Here is a 21,092-nt window from a genome sequence, read left to right on the forward strand (position 1 = left end):
ACGAACAGACACCATGGCTTCCAAGTCCCAGAGCACCGAGCGCAAGGCCCGAATAGAGCAGATGCGCCGCGCCGAGCGCGTGCGTGAGCGCCGTAACCGCATCATCACGATCACCGCGAGCGCGGTCGTGGTCGCGGCGCTCGTCGGCTTCGGCGCGTTCGTGCTGAATAAGGAGTCCGACGAGAAGAAGGAGCAGGAGCAGGCCGCGGCCGAGCCCGTGAAGGGCGAGAAGTCCTGGGACGCCGAGAAGCTGGGCCGCGACCATGTCGCCGAGGCGGTCAAGTACCCGCAGACCCCGCCCGTCGGCGGCAACCACAACCAGGCCTGGATGAACTGCGCCGGCGACGTCTACAAGGAGCCCGTGCCGGACGTCAACGCGGTGCACTCGCTGGAGCATGGCGCGGTCTGGGTGACCTACAACGACAAGGCGCCCGAGGCCGACGTGAAGGCGCTCGGCGACAAGGTGGGCAAGACGCAGTACTCGCTGATGAGCCCCGTCAAGGAGCAGGCCGGCGCGATCATGCTGACCGCATGGGGCAAGCAGGTCACCGTGGACAGCGCGAAGGACCCCCGGGTCGACCAGTTCTTCACGAAGTACGTGCAGGGCCCGCAGACGCCTGAGCCGGGTGCCGCGTGCACCGGCGGAATCGGCGCCCAGTGACCCGCACGAACTGGGCCGCCATCACGGCGGTCGTTCTCGCCCTGCTGTTCGCGGGGGCGGCCACGGTCGCCTCCGCGGGGAGCGACGACTCGCCCCGCGCGGCGGCCACGCCGACGGCGGACTCGGCGGAGGCGGGGTTCGCGCGTGACATGGCGGTCCACCACCAGCAGGCGGTGGAGATGTCGTTCCTCGTGCGGGACAGCACCGACGACGAGGAGGTGCGCCGCCTCGCGTACGACATCGCCAACACCCAGGCGAACCAGCGCGGCATGCTGCTGGGCTGGCTCGACATGTGGAAGCTGCCGAAGGTCTCCACGGACCAGGAGCCGATGGCCTGGATGGAGCGGGGCGGCGAACACGCGGGCATGGACGGCATGGAGGGCGTGGAGGGCATGGTCCACGGCGGCCACGAGGTCCGTGACGGCTCCCTGATGCCCGGTATGGCGACGAAGACGGAGCTGGAGACGCTCCGGACCGCCAAGGGCCGGAAGGCGGAGATCCTGTATCTCCAGTTGATGACCGACCATCACAAGGGGGGCGTCATGATGGCCCGGGGCTGCGCCGGCCTGTGCACGGTCGACACGGAAAAGGCCCTGGCCAAGGGCATGGTGACGGCGCAGCAGTCCGAACTGGACCTGATGGCCGACCTCTTGAAGGCCCGGGGCTCGAAGCCGCGGGCCTGACGGAGGGCATGACGCGCGAGGTACGAGGCGCACCCCGCCCCCGTCTGTGGAGATCATCTCCGCGGACGGGGGCGGCGCAGTATCTCCGGTGCGCGCGGCCCCGCCGGACCCACAATTCACCCGTTCGGGTGACAGCGGTCGCGTACACCCGTACGACCCCATGACGATGGGTGCGCTCGGGGTGGACGGCATTCAGGAGGGACGAACCCCATGACCACCGCCAAAGACATCATGCATCCCGGCGCCGACTGGATCCCCTCGCACGAGACCCTCGACCGGGCCGCGCAGCTCATGCGGGACCTGGACGTGGGCGCACTGCCCATCGCCGACGTCGACGAGCGGCTGACGGGCATCCTGACCGACCGCGACATCGTCGTCGGCTGTGTGGCGACGGGCCACGACCCGGCGCAGACCACCGCGGCCGAGATGGCCCACGGCACACCGCGCTGGATCGACGCGGGCGCGGACGTGGACGACGTGCTCCACGAGATGCAGGAGCACCAGATCCGCCGGCTGCCGGTGATCGAGAACAAGCGCCTCGTCGGGATGATCAGCGAGGCGGACCTGGCGCAGCACCTGAGCGACGCGCAGATCGCCGCCTGGGTGGAACGGGTCTACGCGACCGGCTGAGCCGCCGCGGAAGCACCGGACGGGCCCGGGGAGGGTGTGCCGGCCGCTGCCCCGTGGCGCGGCTCACACACCCTCCGCACCCGCCCCACCAGCCCATCGCGTCAGAAAGACGATTACGATGGGGACGTGCCTCAACTACGTCTCGCTCTGAATCAGATCGACTCGACCGTCGGCGATCTCGCCGGAAACGCCGAGGCGGTCGTGCACTGGACCCGGCACTCCGCCGAGCAGGGCGCGCATCTCGTCGCGTTCCCCGAGATGGTGCTGACCGGCTATCCCGTCGAGGACCTGGCCCTGCGGTCGTCCTTCGTCGAGGCGTCCCGCGACGCGCTGCGCGCGCTCGCCGCGCGGCTCGCCGCCGAGGGCTTCGGTGAGCTGCCCGTCGTGCTGGGCTATCTCGACCGGTCCGAGCGGGACCGGCCGCGGATCGGCCGGCCGGCCGGCTCCCCGCAGAACGCCGCCGCCGTGCTGCACCGGGGCGGGGTGGCGCTGTCGTTCGCCAAACACCACCTGCCGAACTACGGCGTCTTCGACGAGTACCGCTACTTCGTGCCCGGCGACACCATGCCCGTCGTGCGGGTGCGCGGCGTCGATGTGGCGCTCGCGATCTGCGAGGACCTGTGGCAGGACGGTGGCCGGGTCCCGGCCACCCGGTCCGTGGGGGCCGGTCTGCTGCTCTCGATCAACGCGTCGCCGTACGAGCAGGCCAAGAACGACACCCGCCTCGAACTCGTACGCAAGCGCGCCCAGGAGGCCGGGTGCACGACCGCGTATCTGGCGATGATCGGCGGCCAGGACGAGCTGGTCTTCGACGGTGACTCGATCGTCGTCGACAAGGACGGCGACGTCGTGGCACGCGCACCGCAGTTCGCCGAGGGCTGTGTGGTCCTGGACCTCGATCTGCCGGCGGCCGCCGCCGAACGGCCGGGCGGCATCGTGGACGACGGGCTGCGTGTGGACCACGTCGTCCTCTCCGAGGAGCCCGTCCCCGCCTACGAGCCGGAGCTGACGGGCGGCTACGCGGAGCGGCTGGACGACGACGAGGAGGTCTACTCCGCCCTGGTGGTGGGCCTGCGCGCGTACGCCGCCAAGAACGGCTTCAGGTCCGTCCTGATCGGCCTCTCCGGCGGCATCGACTCCGCCCTCGTCGCCGCGATCGCCTGCGACGCGCTCGGCGCGGAGAACGTCTACGGCGTCTCGATGCCGTCGAAGTACTCCTCGGACCACTCGCGCGGCGACGCGGCCGAGCTGGCGCGCCGTACGGGGCTGAACTTCCGCACCGTTCCCATCGAGCCGATGTTCGACGCGTACATGGGCTCGCTCTCCCTGACGGGACTCGCGGAGGAGAACCTCCAGTCGCGGCTGCGCGGCACGCTGCTGATGGCGCTGTCCAACCAGGAGGGCCAGATCGTCCTGGCGCCGGGGAACAAGTCCGAACTGGCGGTGGGGTATTCGACCCTGTACGGCGACTCCGTCGGCGCGTACGGCCCGATCAAGGACGTCTACAAGACGACAGTCTTCCGGCTCGCCCGCTGGCGCAACCGCGCCGCCGTGGAGCGCGGCGGGACCCCGCCCGTCCCGGAGAACTCGATCACCAAGCCGCCGAGCGCCGAACTGCGCCCCGGCCAGGTCGACACGGACTCGCTGCCGGACTACGACGTGCTGGACCGGCTGCTGGCGATGTACGTCGACCGCGACCAGGGCAAGGACGCGATCGTCGCGGCGGGCTTCGACCCGGCGATGGTGGCGAAGACGCTGCGCATGGTGGACACGGCGGAGTACAAGCGGCGGCAGTATCCGCCGGGCACGAAGATCTCCGCGAAGGGCTTCGGCAAGGACCGGCGGCTGCCGATCACCAACCGCTGGCGGGAATCGCCGAGCCCCTGAACGCGCCTGGGGCGTGTTTCAGAGTCCGATACGGGCGGCGATCGGCAGATGGTCGCTGCCCGTCCGTGGCAGCGTCCACGACGACATCGGCTCGACGCCCTTGACCATGATCTGGTCGATCCGCGCCATCGGGAACGCCGCGGGCCAGCTGAAGCCGTAGCCGTCACCGGCGGCCCCCTGGGTGGAACGCATCTGCGACGTCACGGCGTTCAGGGAGCGGTCGTTCATCGTGCCGTTGAGGTCGCCGAGGAGAACGACCCGCTGGATCTCCTCGGCCGCGATCGCCTCACCGAGCGCGTCGGCGCTGTTGTCGCGCTGGTTGGCGGTGAAGCCGGCGTGCAGTTTGACCCGTACGGACGGCAGGTGCGCCACGTAGACGGCGACCTCGCCCTGCGGCGTCGTCACCGTGGAGCGCATCGCGCGCGTCCAGCCCATCCGGATGTCGACGGGGCGGCTGCCGGTCATCGGGTACTTGCTCCAGATCCCCACCGTGCCCTGCACCGAGTGGTACTTGTACGTCCCGGCCAGCCCCTTCTCGTACGTGGGAACCGCCGACGCCTTCAGTTCCTCCAGCGCGACGACGTCCGCCCCGGACTCCACGATCTCGCGCGCGGTTCCCTCCGGATCGGAATTCTCCGCGTTGACGTTGTGCGTGGCGACGGTCAGATCGCCGCCGCCGCCCGACTTGTCGAGGAGCAGCCCGCCGAAGAGATTGACCCAGACGACGGCGGGCAGCAGGAGAGCGATCAGCGCGGTGGCGGAGCGCCGTACCAGCGCGGCCACGAGAATCACGGGGACGAACAGCCCCAGCCACGGCAGGAACGTCTCCATGAGAGAGCCCAAGTTGCCGATGCGGTTGGGAATCTGGGCGTGCAGGATCATCAGCAGCGCCGTCAGGACGGCGAGCGCCGCGAGGACGGCACCTCTCCGCCAGATCCCGCGGTCGCCGCGCCAGCGGTCGACGAAGGCCCGGAACCGGCTGGTGGGAGGGTCGTTGTCCTCGGGGCCGTCCACCCGGGACTCAGCCGTGTACTCCTGCGTCATTCCGCCTGCCCTCGCTGCCTTGCCGTGCACGCCCGCCATCGACCCTAGGCGATGACGGGCGCTTTCCCTGCCGTCCCCCCACGACGGCCGTACGGGCACAAGGACGAGTGGTTGGGGGCGGCGGGTTCCGGACGCGGGCTGACGGCGGGCGGCTGTGACGGAACAGGCACGTTCGGTGCGAGCACCCGGCGGGCGGTCAGCGCCCCGTTCCCCCGGCCGCGTCCCGGGGGGCCCTGGGGGTGTCCCTGGGGGTGTCCCTGGGGGTGTCCCTGGGGCGCAGACCTTCGAGCAGCGCCCGGACGATGCGCTCGGAGAGGTCGTCGTCCAGGGGCGCGTCCTTGCGGTGGATGGTGCGTAGGAGCATGGGGCCGGCGAACAGTTCGTCCATCAGTTCCACGTCGATGTCGTCGCGGAGTTCACCCGCGGCGACGGCGCGGCTGACCGCCGCCCGCATCGCGGCCCGCCGCGGCTCGATCACGGTGGCCTGGTACGCCCCCCACAGCTTCGGGTGGCTCTTCATCTGCGCGAAGACGCTGTACAGCAGGGTCGAGTTGCGCTGGGCGAGGCCGCGATGGCGCAGGGACTCCAGACAGATGAGGATGTCGGCGAGGCCCGAGGTGCCGGACAGGGCGGGTTCGGGTGGCTCGATGTCGCGCAGGACGTCGACGAAGAGCTCTTCCTTGTCGCTCCAGCGCCGGTAGATGGTCGCCTTGCCGACGCCCGCCGTCCGCGCGATGCGCTCGATGGAGAGCCCGGCCAGCGGCTCGCCCTCTTCAAGAAGCCGCACCACGGCCTGGAGGATCGCGCGTTCGGCCGCCTCGCTGCGCGGCCGGCCTCGCCTGGGCTCCCGTTCCCCGCCCCGTTCCTGCCCTCGCAATGCCTCACCCTTCGCCCTGCTCGCACCACGCCGTACGCCGCGCACAACCCGGTCGATTGTCGCCGACGCCGGCGGGCGCGGTCGACCGCCCGCTCAGTCGCGCAGGGCGGGTGCGGTCTCGGCCGGTGGCTCCGCCCGCGGCTCGGCCGCCTCCTTCGGGGCCGTACGGCCCGGCATGAAGAGCGCCACCACGGCGGTGCCGACCAGCGCGACAGCGGCCGAACCGAGGGCCGTGACATGCATCGCGGTCAGGAAGGCGTCGTTCGCGGAAGAGACCAACGCGTCGCCGGCGGGGCCGAGTCTCGTAGCGACGGCCATGGTCGCCTCGATCGACTCACCCGCCGTGTCGCGCGCGGCGGCCGGGACGGCGCCGAGGTGTCCCTCGATCTCGCCGCGGTAGGTGGTGGAGAGCAGCGAGCCGAGTACGGCGATACCGAGCGCGCCGCCCACCTGGCGGAACGTGTTGTTGATGGCCGATCCCGAGCCGGCCTTCTCGCGGGGCAGGGCCTGCATGACGGCGACGGTCACCGGCGGCATGATGTGGGCCATTCCGGCGCCCTGGACGAAGAACACGACACACAGCACCCAGACGGGCGTGGTGGCGTCGAACAGGGAGAACGCGGCGAGGCCGACGGCGACGAGCAGCATGCCGCCGGTGCAGACCGCGCGGGCGCCGAACCGGTCGACGACCAGCCGGGCACGCGGCGCGAACACCATCTGCGCCACGGCGAGCGGCAGGATCAGCAGACCCGAGTCGAGCGCGCTGTAGCCGCGCACGCTCTGGAGGTAGAAGGCCGAGAAGAAGGTCACGCCCATCAGGGCGAAGAAGACCAGCGCGATCGCGGATACCGCGGCCGAGAAGGCGGGCTTCTTGAAGTAGGACATGTCGATCGACGGATGGTCGCTGCGCTTCTGGTGCACGACGAACGCGGCCAGGACGGCCAGACCGCCGATGATCGAGGCCAGCACCGTGGCCTCGGTGAAGTCGGCGAGCTCGCCCGCGCGGATGATCCCGTACACCAGCAGGACGAGACCGACGATCGAGAGCAGTACGCCCACGGGGTCGACCCGGCCGGGGTTCGGGTCCCTGGAGTCCGGGACCAGCACCACCATCGCGATCAGCGCGACGATCACGACCGGGACGTTGATCAGGAAGATCGAGCCCCACCAGAAGTGTTCGAGCAGTACGCCGCCGGTGATGGGGCCGATGGCTATGCCGAGTCCGACGCCGCCGGCCCATATGCCGATGGCCTTGGGCTGCTCTTCACGCTCGAAGACGTTCATCAGGACGGCGAGGGTGGCGGGCATCACGAAGGCGGCGCCGAAGCCCATCAGGGCCCGGTACGCGACGAGTTCACCGGGCGATCCGGACATCGCGGCGAGGGCGGAGCCGACGCCGAAGACCGCGATGCCGAAGAGCAGCACCTTCTTGCGGCCGACGCGGTCGCCGAGCAGACCGGAGGTGAAGAGCAGGCCGGCGAAGACGAGGGTGTAGGAGTTGATCGCCCATTCGAGTTCGCTCTGGGTCGCGCCGAGTCCGACGGGCTCGGGGCTCGCGATCGTCTTGACCGCGACGTTCAGGATCGAGTTGTCCAGCACCACGATGAGCAGGCTGAACATGAGCACGCCGAGGATGGCCCAGCGACGGCGGTGAATGGCTTCGGGGACCCGGGGTGCCGGACCGTGGGCGCCGGCCGGTCCGGATACCGGTGAGGACGGCGGCGGTGGAGACGAGGGTGACGGTGTGGACATGGGTCTGAGCGTATGCCCATTTCAATACGAGACCGTCTCGTATTGTAAATTCTTTACCCAACGGACCGACTCGGGCGGAGCAGCCCCACTTCCCGTCGATGGTCAGGAGATGCCACCATGGACTCGGTCCGGGGACGCCGTCAGGGCGCCTCGAGATGACGAAGGAGCCGTACGCCATGAAGTCCGAGGCTGCGCAGAACCCCTCCGGCGACACCAAGTCGCTCTACGGCGGCACCAGCACCCGCCGCGTCACCGTCCACGACATCGCCGCCGCCAAGCGACGCGGCGAGAAGTGGCCCATGCTCACCGCCTACGACGCGATGACCGCGTCCGTCTTCGACGAGGCGGGCATCCCGGTCATGCTCGTCGGCGACTCGATGGGCAACGTCCATCTCGGCTACGAGACCACGGTACCGGTCACGCTCGACGAGATGACGATGCTCTCCGCGGCCGTCGTACGGGGCACCAGGCGTGCCCTCGTCGTCGGTGACCTTCCCTTCGGCTCGTACCAGGAAGGCCCCGTCCAGGCCCTGCGCAGCGCCACCCGGCTGGTCAAGGACGCCGGCGTCGGCGCGGTCAAGCTGGAGGGCGGGGCGCGCTCGCTGCCGCAGACGGAGCTGCTCGTCCAGGCCGGTATCCCGGTCATGTCGCACCTCGGCCTGACGCCGCAGTCGGTGAACACCCTGGGCTACCGGGTGCAGGGCCGCGGCGACGAGGCCGCTCACCGGCTGCTGCACGACGCCAAGTCGGCGCAGGCCGCCGGGGCGTTCGCGGTGGTGCTGGAGTTGGTGCCCGCCGAGGTCGCCGCCGAGGTCACCCGGTCGTTGGACATCCCGACCATCGGCATCGGGGCCGGTCCGGACACCGACGCGCAGGTGCTCGTGTACACCGACATGGTGGGTCTCACGGGTGGCAAGGTGCCACGCTTCACCAAGCAGTACGCGAACCTCCGGCAGACGCTCGGCGACGCCGCGAAGGCGTTCGCGGACGAGGTCGCAGGAGGAACGTTCCCGCAGGAGGAGCACACCTTCCACTAGCCCCACACCGCAGCCACTGCCGCAAGAGAAGACAGCCCGCCGACATCCCCCATCGGCGGGCTGTCGGCGTTTCCGGGGGCCGTCACGGCCCGGCGTCGACAGCCCGGGAGTACCCGCCTCCCGCTGAGCCGACAGCCGCGTGTCGGCGGGCTGTCGGTCGGCTGTCGGTGCCTTGTCAGTGGCGCCTGCCAGGATCATCGGCATGACGCGAATCGATACAACCCCTGCCGACGGCACCACGGCCGTCACGGTGCGGGGCCTGGTCAAGCACTACGGTGCGACCAAGGCGCTGGACGGCGTGGACCTGGACGTGCGTGAGGGCACGGTCCTCGGTGTCCTCGGCCCCAACGGCGCCGGTAAGACAACCCTCGTACGCTGCTTGTCCACCCTGATCCTGCCCGACGCGGGCACCGCCGTCGTCGCCGGTTTCGACGTCGTGAAGCAGCCGCGACAGCTCCGCCGCACCATCGGCCTCACCGGGCAGTACGCCTCGGTCGACGAGAAGCTCGCCGGCTGGGAGAACCTGTACATGATCGGGCGGCTGCTCGACCTGCCCCGTCCGGCCGCCCGTAAGCGGGCCGACGAGTTGCTGGAGCGGTTCTCGCTCACCGAGGCGGCGAAGAAGCCCGTGCTCCAGTACTCCGGCGGTATGCGCCGACGCCTGGACCTCGCGGCGTCGATGATCGGGCAGCCATCGGTGCTCTATCTGGACGAACCGACGACGGGCCTCGACCCCCGCACCCGTAACGAGGTGTGGGCGGAGGTCAAGCGGATGGTCGCCGACGGCGTGACCGTCCTGCTCACCACGCAGTACATGGAAGAGGCCGAGCAGCTCGCGAGCGAGCTGACGGTCATCGACCGCGGCCGGGTCGTCGCGGGCGGCAAGGTCGACGAGCTCAAGGCGAAGGTCGGCGGCCGGACCCTGGAGATCCGCCCGAGCGACCCCGGCCAACTGCCGGAGATGGCGAAGGCGTTGAGCGAGACGGGACTGGACGGCATCGCGGGGTCGCAGATCCACGACGGAATGCTCTTCGTGCCGATCCTCGCCGACGAGCAACTGACCGCCGTCATCGGGCTGCTGGGCGGGCGCGGTTTCGACATCGCGCACATCGGCACCCATCTGCCCAGCCTGGACGAGGTGTTCCTGGCGATCACGGGCGAGAAGGCGAGCGAGCAGTCCGACGGCACACAGACCGACGCGCAGCTGAAGGGGGTCGCGGCATGAGTACGGCGACAACGACGAAAGTGACGGAGCCCGCTCCGTCCACCCGGACCGAACAGACCGTCCGGCCCGCCACCGACGAGGGCCGAATCGGTCTGCGGGCCAATCTGAGGCACATCGGCGCCCTCGCGCGCCGTAACGCCCTCCAGATCAAGCAGGACCCGGAGTCGATGTTCGACGTCCTGCTGATGCCGATCGTCTTCACGCTGCTCTTCGTCTTCGTCTTCGGCGGGGCCGTCGCGGGCAAGGGCAACCAGTCCGAGTACGTGAGCTATCTGGTCCCCGGCCTGATGGCGATGATGGGGCTCAACGTCTCGATGGCCGTGGGCAGCGGGATAAACGAGGACTTCCAGAAGGGGGTCATGGACCGGTTCCGGACGATGCCCATCGCCCGGTCGTCGGTCCTGATCGCGAAGATCGTGGTCGAGGTCGGCCGGATGATGGTCGCCTTCGCGATCCTGCTGATCGTGGGCTTCATCCTCGGTATGTCGGTCGAGACCTCACCGCTCCAGGTGCTGGGCGCGATCGGGCTCTCGCTGCTGTTCGGCGCGTCCCTGATGTGGATCTTCATCCTGATCGGTCTCACCGTGAAGACGGCGCAGGCCGTGCAGGGGGTCGGCTTCCTGGTGCTGATGCCGCTCCAGTTCGGCTCCTCGATCTTCACCCCGCCGTCCACGATGCCCGGCTGGCTGCAGAACTTCACGGACTACAACCCGCTGTCGAATCTGGCCGACGCGGCGCGCGCGTTGTTCATCGGCGGGCCGGTCGCGCACGACCTGTGGATGACGCTGGCCTGGTCGGCGGTGATCACACTGGTGACGGCGCCGATCGCGGTGGCCAAGTTCCGCAAGAAGACCTGAGGTTGGGCCTCTCGCCAGGAGGCCGGCCGGGGGAAGCGTCTCAGGGGGCGTCTCAGGCGCCGGCCACGGCGAAGGCCTCGTCGAGGGTGAGCGTGCGACCCTCGGCGAGCGCCTTCTCGTAGTCGGCGCCCTCCAGCCCTCCGGCCCGGATCGTGGCGTCGGTCCCCGCGCGGCACTCGCGCTCCTGCGCGTTGGAGTAGTGGCCCCGCGGCAGGTGCGCCTCGTACGCGCCCACGAGGCGCGCCCCGTCCCGTACCCGCTCCGGGCCGCCGAGTCCGGCCAGCGCCCAGCCCGCGGTCAGCAGATGAACGGCCGGCATCTGCGGGGCGACCACCCGCGACATCGGGTCGCGCGTACGGTCCAGGGCCAGCCGTGACCGGGCGAGCCCTTCGGCGTACCGCCCGTCGAGATTCTCCAGCCAGGAGAGCAGACCGAAGACGAACCCCTCGAAGAGGGCGAGGTTCGAGCGGCTGAAGTCCTCGCGCAGCACGTCGAGTTCACGGCGGCCCTCGGTGGCGCGTCCGGTGCGGCCGAGCCAGATCGCCAGATAGAGCCGGGCGGCCGGCTCGGCCTCGTAGTCCCGCCGGTCGGTCTGGGCGAGGATCTCGCGCAGGATCGCCTCGGCCTCCTCACCGGCGCCCGTCTCCATCATCACGCCCGCCAGGCGGGTGCGCAGGAGCGAGATCTGCGCCTCGGCGCCGAGCAGCCGGGCGTTGTCGATGGCGGCGCGGAAGTCGACCGCGGAGCGCTCGAACTCACCGTTGCGCTCAAAGGCCTCCGCGCGGGCCGACAGTGCCTCCGCGGCGCCCCAGGCGTCACCGATCCTGGTGAAGATCTCCAGGCTCTCGTCGGCGTCCCGGCCCGCGTCGCCGACCCACTCGCTGCGGTTGGCGAGGATGTTGGCCCGCACCTGGAGGGCAGAGGCCAGCTCCCACTCGTAGCCGAAGTCCCGGCACGCCTGGACGGTCGCGTCCGTCACCTCACGGAGCCGGTCGGACTGCCCCGTCAGCAGGATCGAGAAGAACCAGAGCGAGCCGGGCGTACGGCAGGTCTGCGGCAGACCGGGCCGGTACACCTCGCCGACGCGGTGCAGCCACTCCAGAGCGTCGGGCGAGGTCCACACGTCGAAGTCGTGGTTCATGTTGGACAGATGGATCAGCCGGGTCCCGCGCCGCGCCTCCAGCAGTTGCTCGGGCGCCATCGGCGGCGGCGAGTCCGTGCACCGTTCGTGGATCGGCGGGGCGGGGGAGGCCGGCGGGGCAAAGGGGTCGGGACCCAGTTCGGCGGCGGCGCCCGACCAGTGCCGGGCGTCGGTGCGCATATCGCGGATGTGCCAGTACCAGGCGAGGGAGTGCACCAGACAGAGCGCCTCGTGCTCGTCCTCTGCCGCGACGGCGTGCCGCAGCGCGGTGCGCAGGTTCTCGTATTCGACCGAGATCCGCTCGATCCACAGGAGTTGCTCCGGGCCGCGCAGCTTCGGGTCGGCGTGCCGGGCCAGCTCCCGGAAGTGCGTGAGATGGCGGCGCTCGGCGGCGGCGCGGCCGTCGGACTCGTCCAGCCGCTCACCGGCGTACTCCAGGACGGTCTCCAGCAGCCGGTAGCGCATCGCCCCGTCCGGGGCGGGGGTGGCGACCACGAGGGACTTGTCGACGAGCGAGCCGAGGAGTTCCAGCGCGTCGGGCCCGCACACGGCCTCGGCGGCGGCCAGGTCGCAGCCGCCGGCGAAGACGGACAGGGCGCCCAGCGCGGTCCTCTCGGCGGAGTCGAGCAGGTCCCAGGACCAGTCGACGACGGCGCGCAGCGTCTGCTGCCTGGGCAGTACGGTGCGGCTGCCGCCGGTCAGCAGGCGGAAGCGGTCGTCGAGGCGGTCGGCGATCTGCCGGGGGGTGAGCATCCGCAGCCGGGCGGCGGCCAGTTCGATCGCGAGCGGCAGTCCGTCGAGCCGGCGGCAGATCTCGTCGGCGGCGGCCGGGTCCTCGTCCGTACGGAAGCCGGGCCGGGCGGCGGCGCCGCGGTCGGCGAGCAGTCGCAGTGCCATCGGTTCCGGCAGCGGGCCGACGGGACGTACGACCTCGCCGGGCACGCCGAGCGGTTCCCGGCTGGTGGCGAGGATGGTCACGCCGGGGCAGCGGGCCAGCAGTTCCTCGGCGAGCCGGGCCGCGGCGTCCACGACGTGTTCGCAGTTGTCGAGCAGGATCAGCATGCTCCGGCGCGAGCAGTGCTCGACGAGCCGTACGAGGGGGTCGTTGGCGCCGGGGTCGACGGCCCGCAACCCCTCGGCCCCGGCGCCGCGCAGCACGGTCTCGCGCGCTCCGAGGGCGAGGAGTACGGCCTCGGGCACGGTCTCGGGGTCGTCCACGGGCGCGAGCTCGGCGAGCCACACCCCGTCGGGCCAGCCCCCGGGGTCGGCCGCGGCGGCGGCCTCCTGCGACAGCCGCGTCTTCCCGGCGCCGCCGGCCCCGAGCAAGGTGACGAGCCGCGCGTCGCGGAGGTCCCCCTGGAGGGCGTCCAGGTCGGTGTCCCGGCCGACGAAGCTGGTGAGGGGGACACGGAGGTTGCCGGGCGAAGCAGGGGTCGCGGCCCCCGACTCGTGTCGTGCGTGGGCACGGGGCGCGGCCCCGTTGACCGCGGCCTCGGGCCGCGTCCGGGCCGTACGGCGCGGCTGGTCGCCGTGCCCGTCGTCGTCCGGGCTCAGCAACTCCTTGTACAGCGTGCGCAGTTCGTGGCCCGGGTCCGTGCCCAGGCGGGTCGCGAGGTCGCGGCGGACGTCCTCGTACGCCGACAGGGCCTCGGCCGTACGTCCCACCGCGCGCAGCGCGCGGATGCGCAGGGCCTGGAGCAGTTCGTCGATCGGGTGGTCGTCGCAGAGCTCCGCCAGCTCCGGCAGGGCCTCCTCGGCCCGGCCGAGGGCGAGCGAGGCGGTGAGCCGTGCCCGGCGGGCGGCGAGCCGACGGGCCTCCCAGCGCGCCGACTCGGCCCTGCGGTCGGGCAGGTCGGACAGCGCGGGGCCGTGCCAGAGGCCCAGGGCCTCGTCCAGCAGCTCGGCGGCCCGCTCGGGACTCCCCTCGTCCACGGCCTGGGTGGCCTCGGCGGTGAGCCGTTCGAAGCGGTAGAGGTCCACGTCCTCCGGGGCGGCGCGGAGCCGGTACCCGCCGGTGTCGGAGACGACCGTCCCGGCCCCCAGCACCCGGCGGAGCCGGCTGACCAGGGCCTGGAGCGCTCCGGCGGCGTCCGCGGGCGCGTCGCCGTCCCAGACCTCCTCGACGAGTGTGGCCGCCGGGACGATCCTGCCGGGGCGCAGCGCCAGCACCGTCAGCAGCGCGCGCAGCCTTGATCCGCCGACGGCGTACGGGGTGCCGTCGGCGCGCAGCGCCCTTGTGGGGCCGAGAAGCCGGTAACGCACCCCACCATTGTCCGGTACGACCATCCGGTCGGCCGACCGCTCCCCCACGTTCCTGCCCCCCATGTGCCGCCTCTCCCCCTCCGTACGCCCACCCTCACCGGAACCGACTCCGCACGCGAGACGTTTTCGGCGTGTCGCCTGTACGGTCAGGCACGCCCCGCCGCCCGCCCCGCCGCCCGCACCCTCCCGGAGCCGCGAATGACCACCGCACCCTCCCGTCGCGACCGGCGGATCAGCCCCGTCTTCCTCGGGATCGCCGCTGTCATGGCCGCCACCGGGTGGGCCGTGTGGACCGGCTTCGCGGCGGACGCCCGTATCGCCGTCTTCCTCTTCGTCACGTCCGCGTGGGTGGTCTCACTCTGTCTGCACGAGTACGCGCACGCGCGCACCGCCCTGCACAGCGGTGACATCTCCATCGGCGCCAAGGGCTATCTGACGCTCAACCCCCTCAAGTACACCCACGCGTTGCTGAGCATCGTGCTCCCCGTGGTCTTCGTCATCATGGGCGGTATCGGTCTGCCGGGTGGCGCGGTCTTCATCGACCGGAGCCGGATCCGGGGCCGCTGGCGGCACAGCCTGATCTCGGCTGCGGGCCCGCTGACGAACCTCCTGTTCGCGCTCGTCTGCACCGCGCCCTTCTGGCTGGACCTGCTCGACGGCGTGCCGCTCCTCTTCCGCTTCGCGCTCGCGTTCCTCGCCCTGCTCCAGGTGACGGCGGCGATCCTCAACTTCCTGCCGGTGCCGGGACTTGACGGCTACGGCGTGATCGAACCGTGGCTGTCACACAAGGTCCGCGCCCAAGTCGAGCCGTTCGCGCCGTTCGGGCTGCTCGCGGTCTTCGTCATCCTCTTCATCCCCGAGGTGAACGTCGCGTTCTTCGACGGGATCGACGCGATCCTGAGCGGGCTCGGCATCAGCGATCTGGAGACGTACTGCGGTCAGAGTTTCTACCGGTTCTGGACGACTCGTGATGAGTTGTGCCAGTCGTTCGTCAGCTAGCGCGGGGCGCGGTCCTCGCCTTGCGGAGGTAGTACCACGCCATGTTCGAGGACAGCCCGGCCAGCAGCACCCAGACGACACCGAGCCAGTTCCCCCGCATGAAGGACACGACGGCCGCCGCGATGGCCAGGAGGCAGACGACAAGGGCGTAGAGAGCGAGGCGGGGCATGGGGTCGGCTCCTGTCGGGGGCGTGTGGCGTGCGTAAGGCGCCCGTCCAGTGTCCCCCATGCCCCGCCCGCACTCCGATGCGGTACGGCCCGTGCTGTCCGCGCCGTGCGGTCAGGTCCTGGCGTCCCGTCCCGCCCCGTGGTCAGAGGTCGGTGACGCGCAGACCCGCGTGCGCCTTGTAACGGCGGTTGACCGAGATCAGGTTCGCCACGAGCGACTCCACCTGGTGCGCGTTGCGCAGCCGCCCCGCGAACACCCCCCGCATACCGGGGATACGCGCCGCCAGCGCCTGCACGATGTCGGTGTCGGCCCGCACCTCGCCCAGCACCATCACATCGGTGTCGATCCGCCCGACCTCGGGGTCCAGGAGCAGCACGGCGGACAGATGGTGGAACGCGCCGGTCACGCGTGAGTCGGGCAGCAGGGCGGCGGCCTGTTCGGCTGCGCTGCCCTCCTCCGGCCTCAGCGCGTACGCGCCCTTCTTGTCGAAGCCGAGCGGGTTGACGCAGTCGACGACGAGCTTGCCCGCGAGTTCGTCCCTGAGCGATTCCAGCGTCTTGGCGTGGCCCTCCCACGGCACCGCGACGATGACGATGTCGCTGCGGCGCGCGCACTCGGCGTTGTCGGCGCCCTCGACGCCGAGGCCGAGTTCGGCGGCGGCCGTCTCGGCGCGCTCCGCGGCGCGGGAGCCGATGATCACTTTCTGCCCGGCCCGCGCCAGCCGGTAGGCGAGCCCGCGCCCCTGGTCGCCGGTGCCGCCCAGAACACCCACGGTCAGGTCCGCGACATCGGGAAGCTCCCAGGGGTCCTTGGCGGGGGGCTTCGGCGTGCTGCCACTGTCAGTAGAAGTCATGACCTTGACAGTACTTGTCGGTGTGGGACCCACTCGGCGCGACCCTCACGGCCCCTCACGGCCGCCTCGCGCCCCCGGCGGGGCTCCCGCCCGGCTCCCACACAGCCGGAATGGCCCGTTCGGGTGACGCCGTGCGGACCCCCGGCGCGGGGCCCGGCGCTGCGGCAGGATCCCGGCCCATGGATGCCGTACGCGTCGCCCTGCTCCGTGAAGTCCTGGCCGGTACGGAGTGGCCGTCCGCGACCCGGCGGTTCGCCGCGTCCCTGCGGTCCTCGGTCGTGCCGCACGGGGGCGGGCTGCTGCTGGTCGGGACGCGGGTGTACGAGCCGTGGCACATGGCCGCGCATCTCGTGGACGAGGCGGCGTGGTCCGGCCGCCCGGAGCTGACACCCCTGCTCGTACGGCACCGGGTACGGCCCGGCGACCCGCCGCATCTGGCCGTCGGGCTCGGCAGGCTCCAGGCGGCGGGACGGGGCGAGACGCTGCTGCTGGTGGCGCCGGAGCGGCCGGACGGCGGGCTGCTGGAGCGGGTGCACGACGCGCGGCGGGCGGGAGCGACGGTGCTGTCGCTGGGGAGCGGGGACTCCGAGGTGGTGGGGCTGGCGCACGACGCGCTCACGATCGCCCCGCCGGTGCCGGAGGACTCCCGGGAGGGTGCGTCGGGCGTCGACCTCGACATGGTGCAGCACCTGGTGAGCGCGGCGGCCGGGGAGAACGGCCTGCCGGCGGCGCACGGCAGGCGGCGCTTCCGGGACCGGCTGTCGCGGCTCGTCGACCAGTTGACGTCACCGCCGCCCGCGCGCTGGTGACGCGGGCGTCGCGATGCGGGCGGCCAGGACGCGCGGTCGGGCGTCCGGGGTCGGCGTCCGGGGTCGGCTAAAGGAGTTGCCCGTCGTGACCGTTACGACGGAACATGGCCTCTCGTGACCAGAAAGCTGTCCGCGATCCTGCCGGACCTCACCCCGCTGCGCACGCTGCGCGAGTTCCGACTTCTGTGGATCCAGGGTCTGGTGACGTATTTCGGCAGCTCCATGGCCATGATCGCGCTGCCGCTCCAGATCAAGGACCTGACCAACTCGCCTCTCGCGGTGGGCGCCATGGGCGCGGTCGAGCTGGTCCCGCTGATCGTGTTCGGCCTGTACGGCGGGGCGCTCGCCGACGCGGTCGACCGCCGCAAGCTGATCCTGCTCTCCGAGGCGGGCCTCGGGCTGCTCGCGGTCGTCCTGCTGATCAACGCGCTGCTGCCCCGGCCGGCCCTCTGGCCGCTGTACGTCGTGGCCGCCGGCGTCTCCGCGCTGGCGGGCATCCAGCGGCCCGCGCTGGACTCGCTGATCGCGCGGATCGTGCCGCACGCCCAGACGACGGCGGCAGCCGCGCTCAACGCGCTGCGCTGGCAGACCGCTGCGGTCGCGGGGCCCGCGGTGGCCGGTGTGGTGGTGGCGCTCTCGGGAACGGCGACGGCGTACGCGCTGACCGTGACCGGCTTCGTCGCCTCCGTACTGATGTGCCTGCGGCTGCGGCCGGCGCCGCCTTCCAAGGAGGCGGGGAAGCCGTCGTTGCGCGGGATCGCCGAGGGCGCCCGGTACGCGTGGAGCAAGCCGGTGCTGCTGGGCACGTACGCGGTCGACCTGAGCGCGATGTTCTTCGCCTTCCCGCTCGCGATCTTCCCGTTCCTCGCGGAGGACCTGGAGGCGGAGTGGGCGCTGGGGCTGATGTACGGGGCGATCCCGCTCGGTTCCGTACTGGTCAGCCTGACCAGCGGCTGGGCGTCGAAGATCCGGCGGCACGGCCTGATGGTGGTGCTGGGCGCGGGCGGCTGGGGTCTGGCGATGACCTTCGCGGGCCTGATGCCGAACATCTGGCTGGTCCTGTTCTGCCTGGTGCTGGCGGGCGCCGGCGACATGCTCAGCGGACTGGGCCGTTCGACGATCTGGAACCAGACGATCCCCGAGGAGCTGCGGGGCAGGCTGGCGGGCCTGGAGGTGCTGTCGTACAGCGTGGGCCCGCAGCTCGGGCAGGTCCGCGCGGGCACGGTGGCCGGCTGGACGGGCACCCGCCCGGCGATCTGGAGCGGCGGGGTGGCGTGCGTGGTGGCCGTGGGGCTGCTGGCGGCGGTCCTGCCGAAGCTGATGACGTACGACTCGGAGACGGACGAGGACGCGCTGCGCCGCAAGGCCCACCAGGAGGCGGAGCTGGCGGCGGCGGACGGGGCGACCGCGCCCGGCCCCGCAGCGGTCTGACGCGCGGGGCCGTCCGCCGGGGGGCGAGGCGGCTCCGGGCTCCCGTGCCTGGCGGGAGCCGCCTCCGGCGCGGGTGCGGTCCGTCCGCGCACGCGGGACGGGGGTTGATGTGGCCGCCCGGTCCGTCCTCGGATCCCGGGTCGGCCTGAGATCGCCGTCAGTTCGGGGGCGGATCCTGGGACTTGTCGTGCCAGCGGGGGTCCGTCTCCCAGTCGAGGTTGCGTTCGGCCGCCGTCTCCATGGCGTGCTCCGCCTCCTGCCTGGAGGCGTACGGGCCGAAGCGGTCCTTGGCCGGGCAGTCCGGGCCCTCCTCGACCTTCTTGTGTTCGAGGCAGTAGTACCACTCGCCCGGCTTACCCACCGTGCGCTTCTTGAACAGGGCCATCGTCGGCTCCTTCCTCTGAACGCCATGCTGCCCCGCCGACAGCTTTTGAACGCTGGTTAGACTCGCTGTTATGTCTGGCCAGTCACTGCTCGTGCCCGGGGAGCTCTCTCCCGCCCGTTCCGTTCCCGCGAAGATCCGGCGCCCGGAGTACGTCGGGAAGCCTCAGCCGACCCCGTACACCGGGCCGGAAGTGCAGAGCGACGAGACCGTCGAGCTGATGCGGATCGCCGGGCGGATCGCCGCCCAGGCGATGGAGGAGGCCGCGAAGCACATCGCGCCCGGCGTCACCACCGACGAGCTCGACCGGGTCGCGCACGACTTCATGGTCGACCACGGGGCGTACCCCTCCACCCTCGGCTACCGCGAGTTCCCGAAGTCGCTCTGCACCTCGGTCAATGAGGTCATCTGCCACGGAATCCCGGACTCCACCGTGCTGCGCGACGGCGACATCGTGAATCTCGACGTCACCGCCTACATCAACGGCGTGCACGGCGACAACAACGCCACCTACTTCTGCGGCGACGTCGACGAGGAGTCGAGGCTGCTGGTCGAACGGACCCGTGAGTCACTGAACCGGGCCATCAAGGCCGTCAGGCCCGGCCGGCAGGTCAATGTCATCGGCCGCGTCATCGAGTCGTACGCCAAGCGCTTCGGTTACGGCGTGGTCCGCGACTTCACCGGACACGGCATCAACTCGTCGTTCCACTCCGGGCTGATCATCCCGCACTACGACAGCCCGCACGCCACGACCGTCATGCGCCCCGGCATGACCTTCACCATCGAACCGATGCTCACGCTCGGTACCCACGAGTACGAGATGTGGGACGACGGCTGGACCGTGGTGACGAAGGACCGCAGGCGGACGGCCCAGTTCGAGCACACGCTCGTGGTGACGGACACCGGCGCGGACATCCTGACGCTGCCCTGACCCCGCTCTCGCCCGGCTTGTCGAGCCAGGGGTCTGCCGCGTGGGCCGTTCGGTGAAGTCACCGACGGCCACGCGGAGTTCAGGCCCGGGACGTCGGCGCGGCAACCTCGGCCAGATGGTGCAGTGAGTTCGTGAGGTGCTCAGGGCCGAACGGCGGGAACTGGATGTACTCCCGGATGTGCGGCGGCACCGCCGACCAGTCGTAGGTGAGCGTGACCTCGGTCTCGGACGGGCCGACCTGCACCAGGTCGTAACCCCAGAGCCAGCCGCCGAACTCCTGCTCACCGTCGTCGTTGCGATACCCCCGCAGCCAGCCGATGGCGGACGGCGGGTCGAGCACCTGGACCTTGTTGACCACTTGGTAGTCACCCTTCGGATGGTTGGCATGATGCATGCCCATCCCGAAAATCTGCCCCACTTCGGTCAGCGACACCCGGTCGACGGCTTCCTGAACCCAGCCGGTCCCGTCGATCGCGGAATGGCTCGTCGGGTCCGCCAGCACCGCGAACACCCTCGGGGCAGGCGCGGCAACGGCCAGGGCGTCTGGTGAAAGTCCCGTCTGGCTCACGACACCGGGCCCGCACGCCCTCAGCCCTTCGCGGGGGCCACACGGGTGGCGGGTGTCCCCCGCGTGGTCAACGGGTATTACTTTTACCGACAGGACGTCGGGAACCAGTTGACTTAGGTAAGCCTAAGTAGGAGGATCGGCGAAGGCAAGCGCCCATGCTGCCCCGCCGGATCTCGGTCTGGTTCTTCCGTTCCACTCGGCCCCCGGAGGCCCGCCTTGGACGCAACCGCCACCGCCCCCACCCCCTTCTCGACGATGATCCGTGTCGCCTCGCACGAGAAGCACACCGAGGTGAACACCTCGACCTTCATGAGCGACCTGCTGGGCCGGAGGTTCGGGGTGGAGGCGTACACGCGCTACACCGAACAGCTCTGGTTCGTGTACCGCGCGCTGGAGGACGCCGCCGGGACCCTCGAAGGGGATCCGGTCGCCGGGCCCTTCCTCCGGCCCGAGCTGATGCGCACCGACGCCCTGGAGCGCGATCTGACGCATCTGCGCGGCGCCGACTGGCGCGAGGGCCTGGAGCCGCTCCCCGCCACCGCCGCGTACGCGGCCAGGATCACCGAGTGCGCCCGCACCTGGCCCGGCGGCTATGTGGCCCACCACTACACCCGCTATCTCGGGGACCTCTCCGGCGGCCAGGTCGTCCGCGACATGGCCGAGAAGACCTGGGGCTTCGCGCGCAAGGGCGACGGGGTCCGCTTCTACGTCTTCGACGAGATCGGCAATCCGGCGGCGTTCAAGCGCGTCTACCGCGAGCTGCTCGACGCGGTCCCGGTGGACGATCTGGAGAAGCAGCGCGTCATCGAGGAGTGCAAGCGGGCGTTCGAATTCAACGGTGACGTGTTCCACGAGCTGGAGGGCGAGTTCCCCCTCAGCGCCTGAGGAGGGTGA

The 21,092-nt window shown here is 71.1% G+C and carries 20 protein-coding genes; 12 read left to right on the top strand and 8 right to left on the bottom strand.

The window, feature by feature from the left end:
* Nucleotides 1–13 precede the first annotated feature (13 nt).
* The 4 genes from ACIBBB_RS08540 (at nt 14) to ACIBBB_RS08555 (ending at nt 3,861) form a co-directional block, all read left to right on the top strand.
* Nucleotides 14–661, top strand: coding sequence for a DUF3105 domain-containing protein (locus ACIBBB_RS08540; protein ID WP_398980182.1), 648 nt, complete (start codon nt 14–16; stop codon nt 659–661).
* Nucleotides 658–1,344, top strand: coding sequence for a DUF305 domain-containing protein (locus tag ACIBBB_RS08545; protein WP_398980184.1), 687 nt, complete (start codon nt 658–660; stop codon nt 1,342–1,344). Before ACIBBB_RS08540 ends, ACIBBB_RS08545 begins: the two co-directional genes overlap by 4 nt.
* Nucleotides 1,345–1,554: 210 nt before the next feature.
* Entirely contained in the window at nt 1,555–1,974 is a 420-nt protein-coding gene (locus tag ACIBBB_RS08550) for a CBS domain-containing protein (RefSeq protein WP_398980186.1), read from the top strand.
* A gap of 126 nt (nt 1,975–2,100) precedes the next feature.
* Nucleotides 2,101–3,861 (top strand): NAD+ synthase, encoded by a 1,761-nt coding sequence (locus tag ACIBBB_RS08555; protein ID WP_398980188.1) that lies wholly within the window; start codon nt 2,101–2,103, stop codon nt 3,859–3,861.
* Nucleotides 3,862–3,879: 18 nt separating this feature from the next.
* On the opposite strand, the gene ACIBBB_RS08560 is transcribed toward ACIBBB_RS08555, so the two are convergent.
* From ACIBBB_RS08560 to ACIBBB_RS08570, 3 genes are all read right to left on the bottom strand, one after another.
* Nucleotides 3,880–4,905, bottom strand: coding sequence for an endonuclease/exonuclease/phosphatase family protein (locus tag ACIBBB_RS08560; RefSeq protein WP_398980190.1), 1,026 nt, complete (start codon nt 4,903–4,905; stop codon nt 3,880–3,882).
* A 196-nt stretch (nt 4,906–5,101) separates the two neighbouring features.
* Entirely contained in the window at nt 5,102–5,782 is a 681-nt protein-coding gene (locus ACIBBB_RS08565; RefSeq protein ID WP_398980192.1) for a TetR/AcrR family transcriptional regulator, read from the bottom strand.
* Nucleotides 5,783–5,875: 93 nt separating this feature from the next.
* Nucleotides 5,876–7,534 carry a DHA2 family efflux MFS transporter permease subunit gene (locus tag ACIBBB_RS08570; RefSeq protein WP_398980195.1) on the bottom strand — a complete coding sequence of 553 codons (1,659 nt, stop codon included), beginning with the start codon at nt 7,532–7,534 and terminating at the stop codon, nt 5,876–5,878.
* A gap of 176 nt (nt 7,535–7,710) precedes the next feature.
* On the opposite strand from ACIBBB_RS08570, the gene panB reads away from it, so the two are divergent.
* The 3 genes from panB (at nt 7,711) to ACIBBB_RS08585 (ending at nt 10,653) form a co-directional block, all read left to right on the top strand.
* Entirely contained in the window at nt 7,711–8,571 is an 861-nt protein-coding gene (panB, locus tag ACIBBB_RS08575) for a 3-methyl-2-oxobutanoate hydroxymethyltransferase (RefSeq protein WP_398980197.1), read from the top strand.
* A gap of 202 nt (nt 8,572–8,773) precedes the next feature.
* Nucleotides 8,774–9,796: an ATP-binding cassette domain-containing protein gene (locus ACIBBB_RS08580; RefSeq protein WP_398980199.1), complete on the top strand. Its 1,023-nt coding sequence runs from the start codon at nt 8,774–8,776 to the stop codon at nt 9,794–9,796.
* Nucleotides 9,793–10,653 carry an ABC transporter permease gene (locus ACIBBB_RS08585; protein WP_398980201.1) on the top strand — a complete coding sequence of 287 codons (861 nt, stop codon included), beginning with the start codon at nt 9,793–9,795 and terminating at the stop codon, nt 10,651–10,653. The genes ACIBBB_RS08580 and ACIBBB_RS08585 overlap by 4 nt, the downstream gene beginning before the upstream one ends.
* 52 nt (nt 10,654–10,705) lie before the next feature.
* Here ACIBBB_RS08585 and ACIBBB_RS08590 read toward each other — a convergent pair whose 3' ends face one another.
* Nucleotides 10,706–14,080 (bottom strand): AfsR/SARP family transcriptional regulator, encoded by a 3,375-nt coding sequence (locus ACIBBB_RS08590; RefSeq protein WP_398980750.1) that lies wholly within the window; start codon nt 14,078–14,080, stop codon nt 10,706–10,708.
* A 174-nt stretch (nt 14,081–14,254) separates the two neighbouring features.
* On the opposite strand from ACIBBB_RS08590, the gene ACIBBB_RS08595 reads away from it, so the two are divergent.
* On the top strand, nt 14,255–15,055 hold the full coding sequence (locus tag ACIBBB_RS08595) for a site-2 protease family protein (RefSeq protein WP_398980204.1): 801 nt from the start codon (nt 14,255–14,257) through the stop codon (nt 15,053–15,055).
* On the opposite strand, the gene ACIBBB_RS08600 is transcribed toward ACIBBB_RS08595, so the two are convergent.
* Both ACIBBB_RS08600 and npdG read right to left on the bottom strand, forming a co-directional pair.
* Nucleotides 15,048–15,284 carry a hypothetical protein gene (locus ACIBBB_RS08600; protein ID WP_398980206.1) on the bottom strand — a complete coding sequence of 79 codons (237 nt, stop codon included), beginning with the start codon at nt 15,282–15,284 and terminating at the stop codon, nt 15,048–15,050. The genes ACIBBB_RS08595 and ACIBBB_RS08600 overlap by 8 nt on opposite strands.
* An 82-nt stretch (nt 15,285–15,366) precedes the next feature.
* Complete coding sequence (npdG, locus tag ACIBBB_RS08605; protein ID WP_398980208.1) at nt 15,367–16,077, bottom strand: NADPH-dependent F420 reductase; 711 nt, start codon at nt 16,075–16,077, stop codon at nt 15,367–15,369.
* 179 nt (nt 16,078–16,256) lie between these two features.
* On the opposite strand from npdG, the gene ACIBBB_RS08610 reads away from it, so the two are divergent.
* The gene (locus ACIBBB_RS08610) at nt 16,257–16,886 is read left to right on the top strand and encodes a hypothetical protein (protein ID WP_398980210.1); all 630 of its coding nucleotides are present in this window, start codon (nt 16,257–16,259) and stop codon (nt 16,884–16,886) included.
* A gap of 114 nt (nt 16,887–17,000) precedes the next feature.
* A complete protein-coding gene (locus tag ACIBBB_RS08615) occupies nt 17,001–18,317 on the top strand; it encodes an MFS transporter (protein WP_398980212.1) in 1,317 nt (438 codons plus the stop codon).
* A 157-nt stretch (nt 18,318–18,474) separates the two neighbouring features.
* Here the strand turns inward: ACIBBB_RS08615 and ACIBBB_RS08620 are convergent, their stop codons facing one another.
* Nucleotides 18,475–18,702: a hypothetical protein gene (locus ACIBBB_RS08620; protein WP_398980214.1), complete on the bottom strand. Its 228-nt coding sequence runs from the start codon at nt 18,700–18,702 to the stop codon at nt 18,475–18,477.
* 70 nt (nt 18,703–18,772) lie between these two features.
* On the opposite strand from ACIBBB_RS08620, the gene map reads away from it, so the two are divergent.
* Nucleotides 18,773–19,630 (top strand): type I methionyl aminopeptidase, encoded by an 858-nt coding sequence (map, locus tag ACIBBB_RS08625; RefSeq protein ID WP_398980216.1) that lies wholly within the window; start codon nt 18,773–18,775, stop codon nt 19,628–19,630.
* Between the two features lie 79 nt (nt 19,631–19,709).
* On the opposite strand, the gene ACIBBB_RS08630 is transcribed toward map, so the two are convergent.
* Nucleotides 19,710–20,132 carry a polyketide cyclase gene (locus ACIBBB_RS08630; RefSeq protein ID WP_398980218.1) on the bottom strand — a complete coding sequence of 141 codons (423 nt, stop codon included), beginning with the start codon at nt 20,130–20,132 and terminating at the stop codon, nt 19,710–19,712.
* Between the two features lie 282 nt (nt 20,133–20,414).
* On the opposite strand from ACIBBB_RS08630, the gene ACIBBB_RS08635 reads away from it, so the two are divergent.
* Nucleotides 20,415–21,083 (top strand): heme oxygenase (biliverdin-producing), encoded by a 669-nt coding sequence (locus ACIBBB_RS08635; protein ID WP_398980220.1) that lies wholly within the window; start codon nt 20,415–20,417, stop codon nt 21,081–21,083.
* The last annotated feature ends 9 nt before the right edge of the window (nt 21,084–21,092 follow it).

Source organism: Streptomyces sp. NPDC051217 (assembly GCF_044455465.1).
In the GTDB taxonomy this organism is placed as follows: domain Bacteria; phylum Actinomycetota; class Actinomycetes; order Streptomycetales; family Streptomycetaceae; genus Streptomyces.

Bases quoted from the DNA above. Each gene is read 5' to 3' on its own strand.
- ACIBBB_RS08540 (WP_398980182.1), top strand. From the start codon at position 14: ATGGCTTCCAAGTCCCAGAGCACCGAGCGCAAGGCCCGAATAGAGCAG.
- ACIBBB_RS08550 (WP_398980186.1), top strand. From the start codon at position 1,555: ATGACCACCGCCAAAGACATCATGCATCCCGGCGCCGACTGGATCCCC.
- ACIBBB_RS08560 (WP_398980190.1), bottom strand. From the start codon at position 4,905: ATGACGCAGGAGTACACGGCTGAGTCCCGGGTGGACGGCCCCGAGGAC.
- ACIBBB_RS08570 (WP_398980195.1), bottom strand. From the start codon at position 7,534: ATGTCCACACCGTCACCCTCGTCTCCACCGCCGCCGTCCTCACCGGTA.
- panB (WP_398980197.1), top strand. From the start codon at position 7,711: ATGAAGTCCGAGGCTGCGCAGAACCCCTCCGGCGACACCAAGTCGCTC.
- ACIBBB_RS08580 (WP_398980199.1), top strand. From the start codon at position 8,774: ATGACGCGAATCGATACAACCCCTGCCGACGGCACCACGGCCGTCACG.
- ACIBBB_RS08585 (WP_398980201.1), top strand. From the start codon at position 9,793: ATGAGTACGGCGACAACGACGAAAGTGACGGAGCCCGCTCCGTCCACC.
- ACIBBB_RS08590 (WP_398980750.1), bottom strand. From the start codon at position 14,080: ATGGTCGTACCGGACAATGGTGGGGTGCGTTACCGGCTTCTCGGCCCC.
- ACIBBB_RS08595 (WP_398980204.1), top strand. From the start codon at position 14,255: ATGACCACCGCACCCTCCCGTCGCGACCGGCGGATCAGCCCCGTCTTC.
- ACIBBB_RS08600 (WP_398980206.1), bottom strand. From the start codon at position 15,284: ATGGGGGACACTGGACGGGCGCCTTACGCACGCCACACGCCCCCGACA.
- npdG (WP_398980208.1), bottom strand. From the start codon at position 16,077: ATGACTTCTACTGACAGTGGCAGCACGCCGAAGCCCCCCGCCAAGGAC.
- ACIBBB_RS08610 (WP_398980210.1), top strand. From the start codon at position 16,257: ATGGATGCCGTACGCGTCGCCCTGCTCCGTGAAGTCCTGGCCGGTACG.
- ACIBBB_RS08620 (WP_398980214.1), bottom strand. From the start codon at position 18,702: ATGGCCCTGTTCAAGAAGCGCACGGTGGGTAAGCCGGGCGAGTGGTAC.
- map (WP_398980216.1), top strand. From the start codon at position 18,773: ATGTCTGGCCAGTCACTGCTCGTGCCCGGGGAGCTCTCTCCCGCCCGT.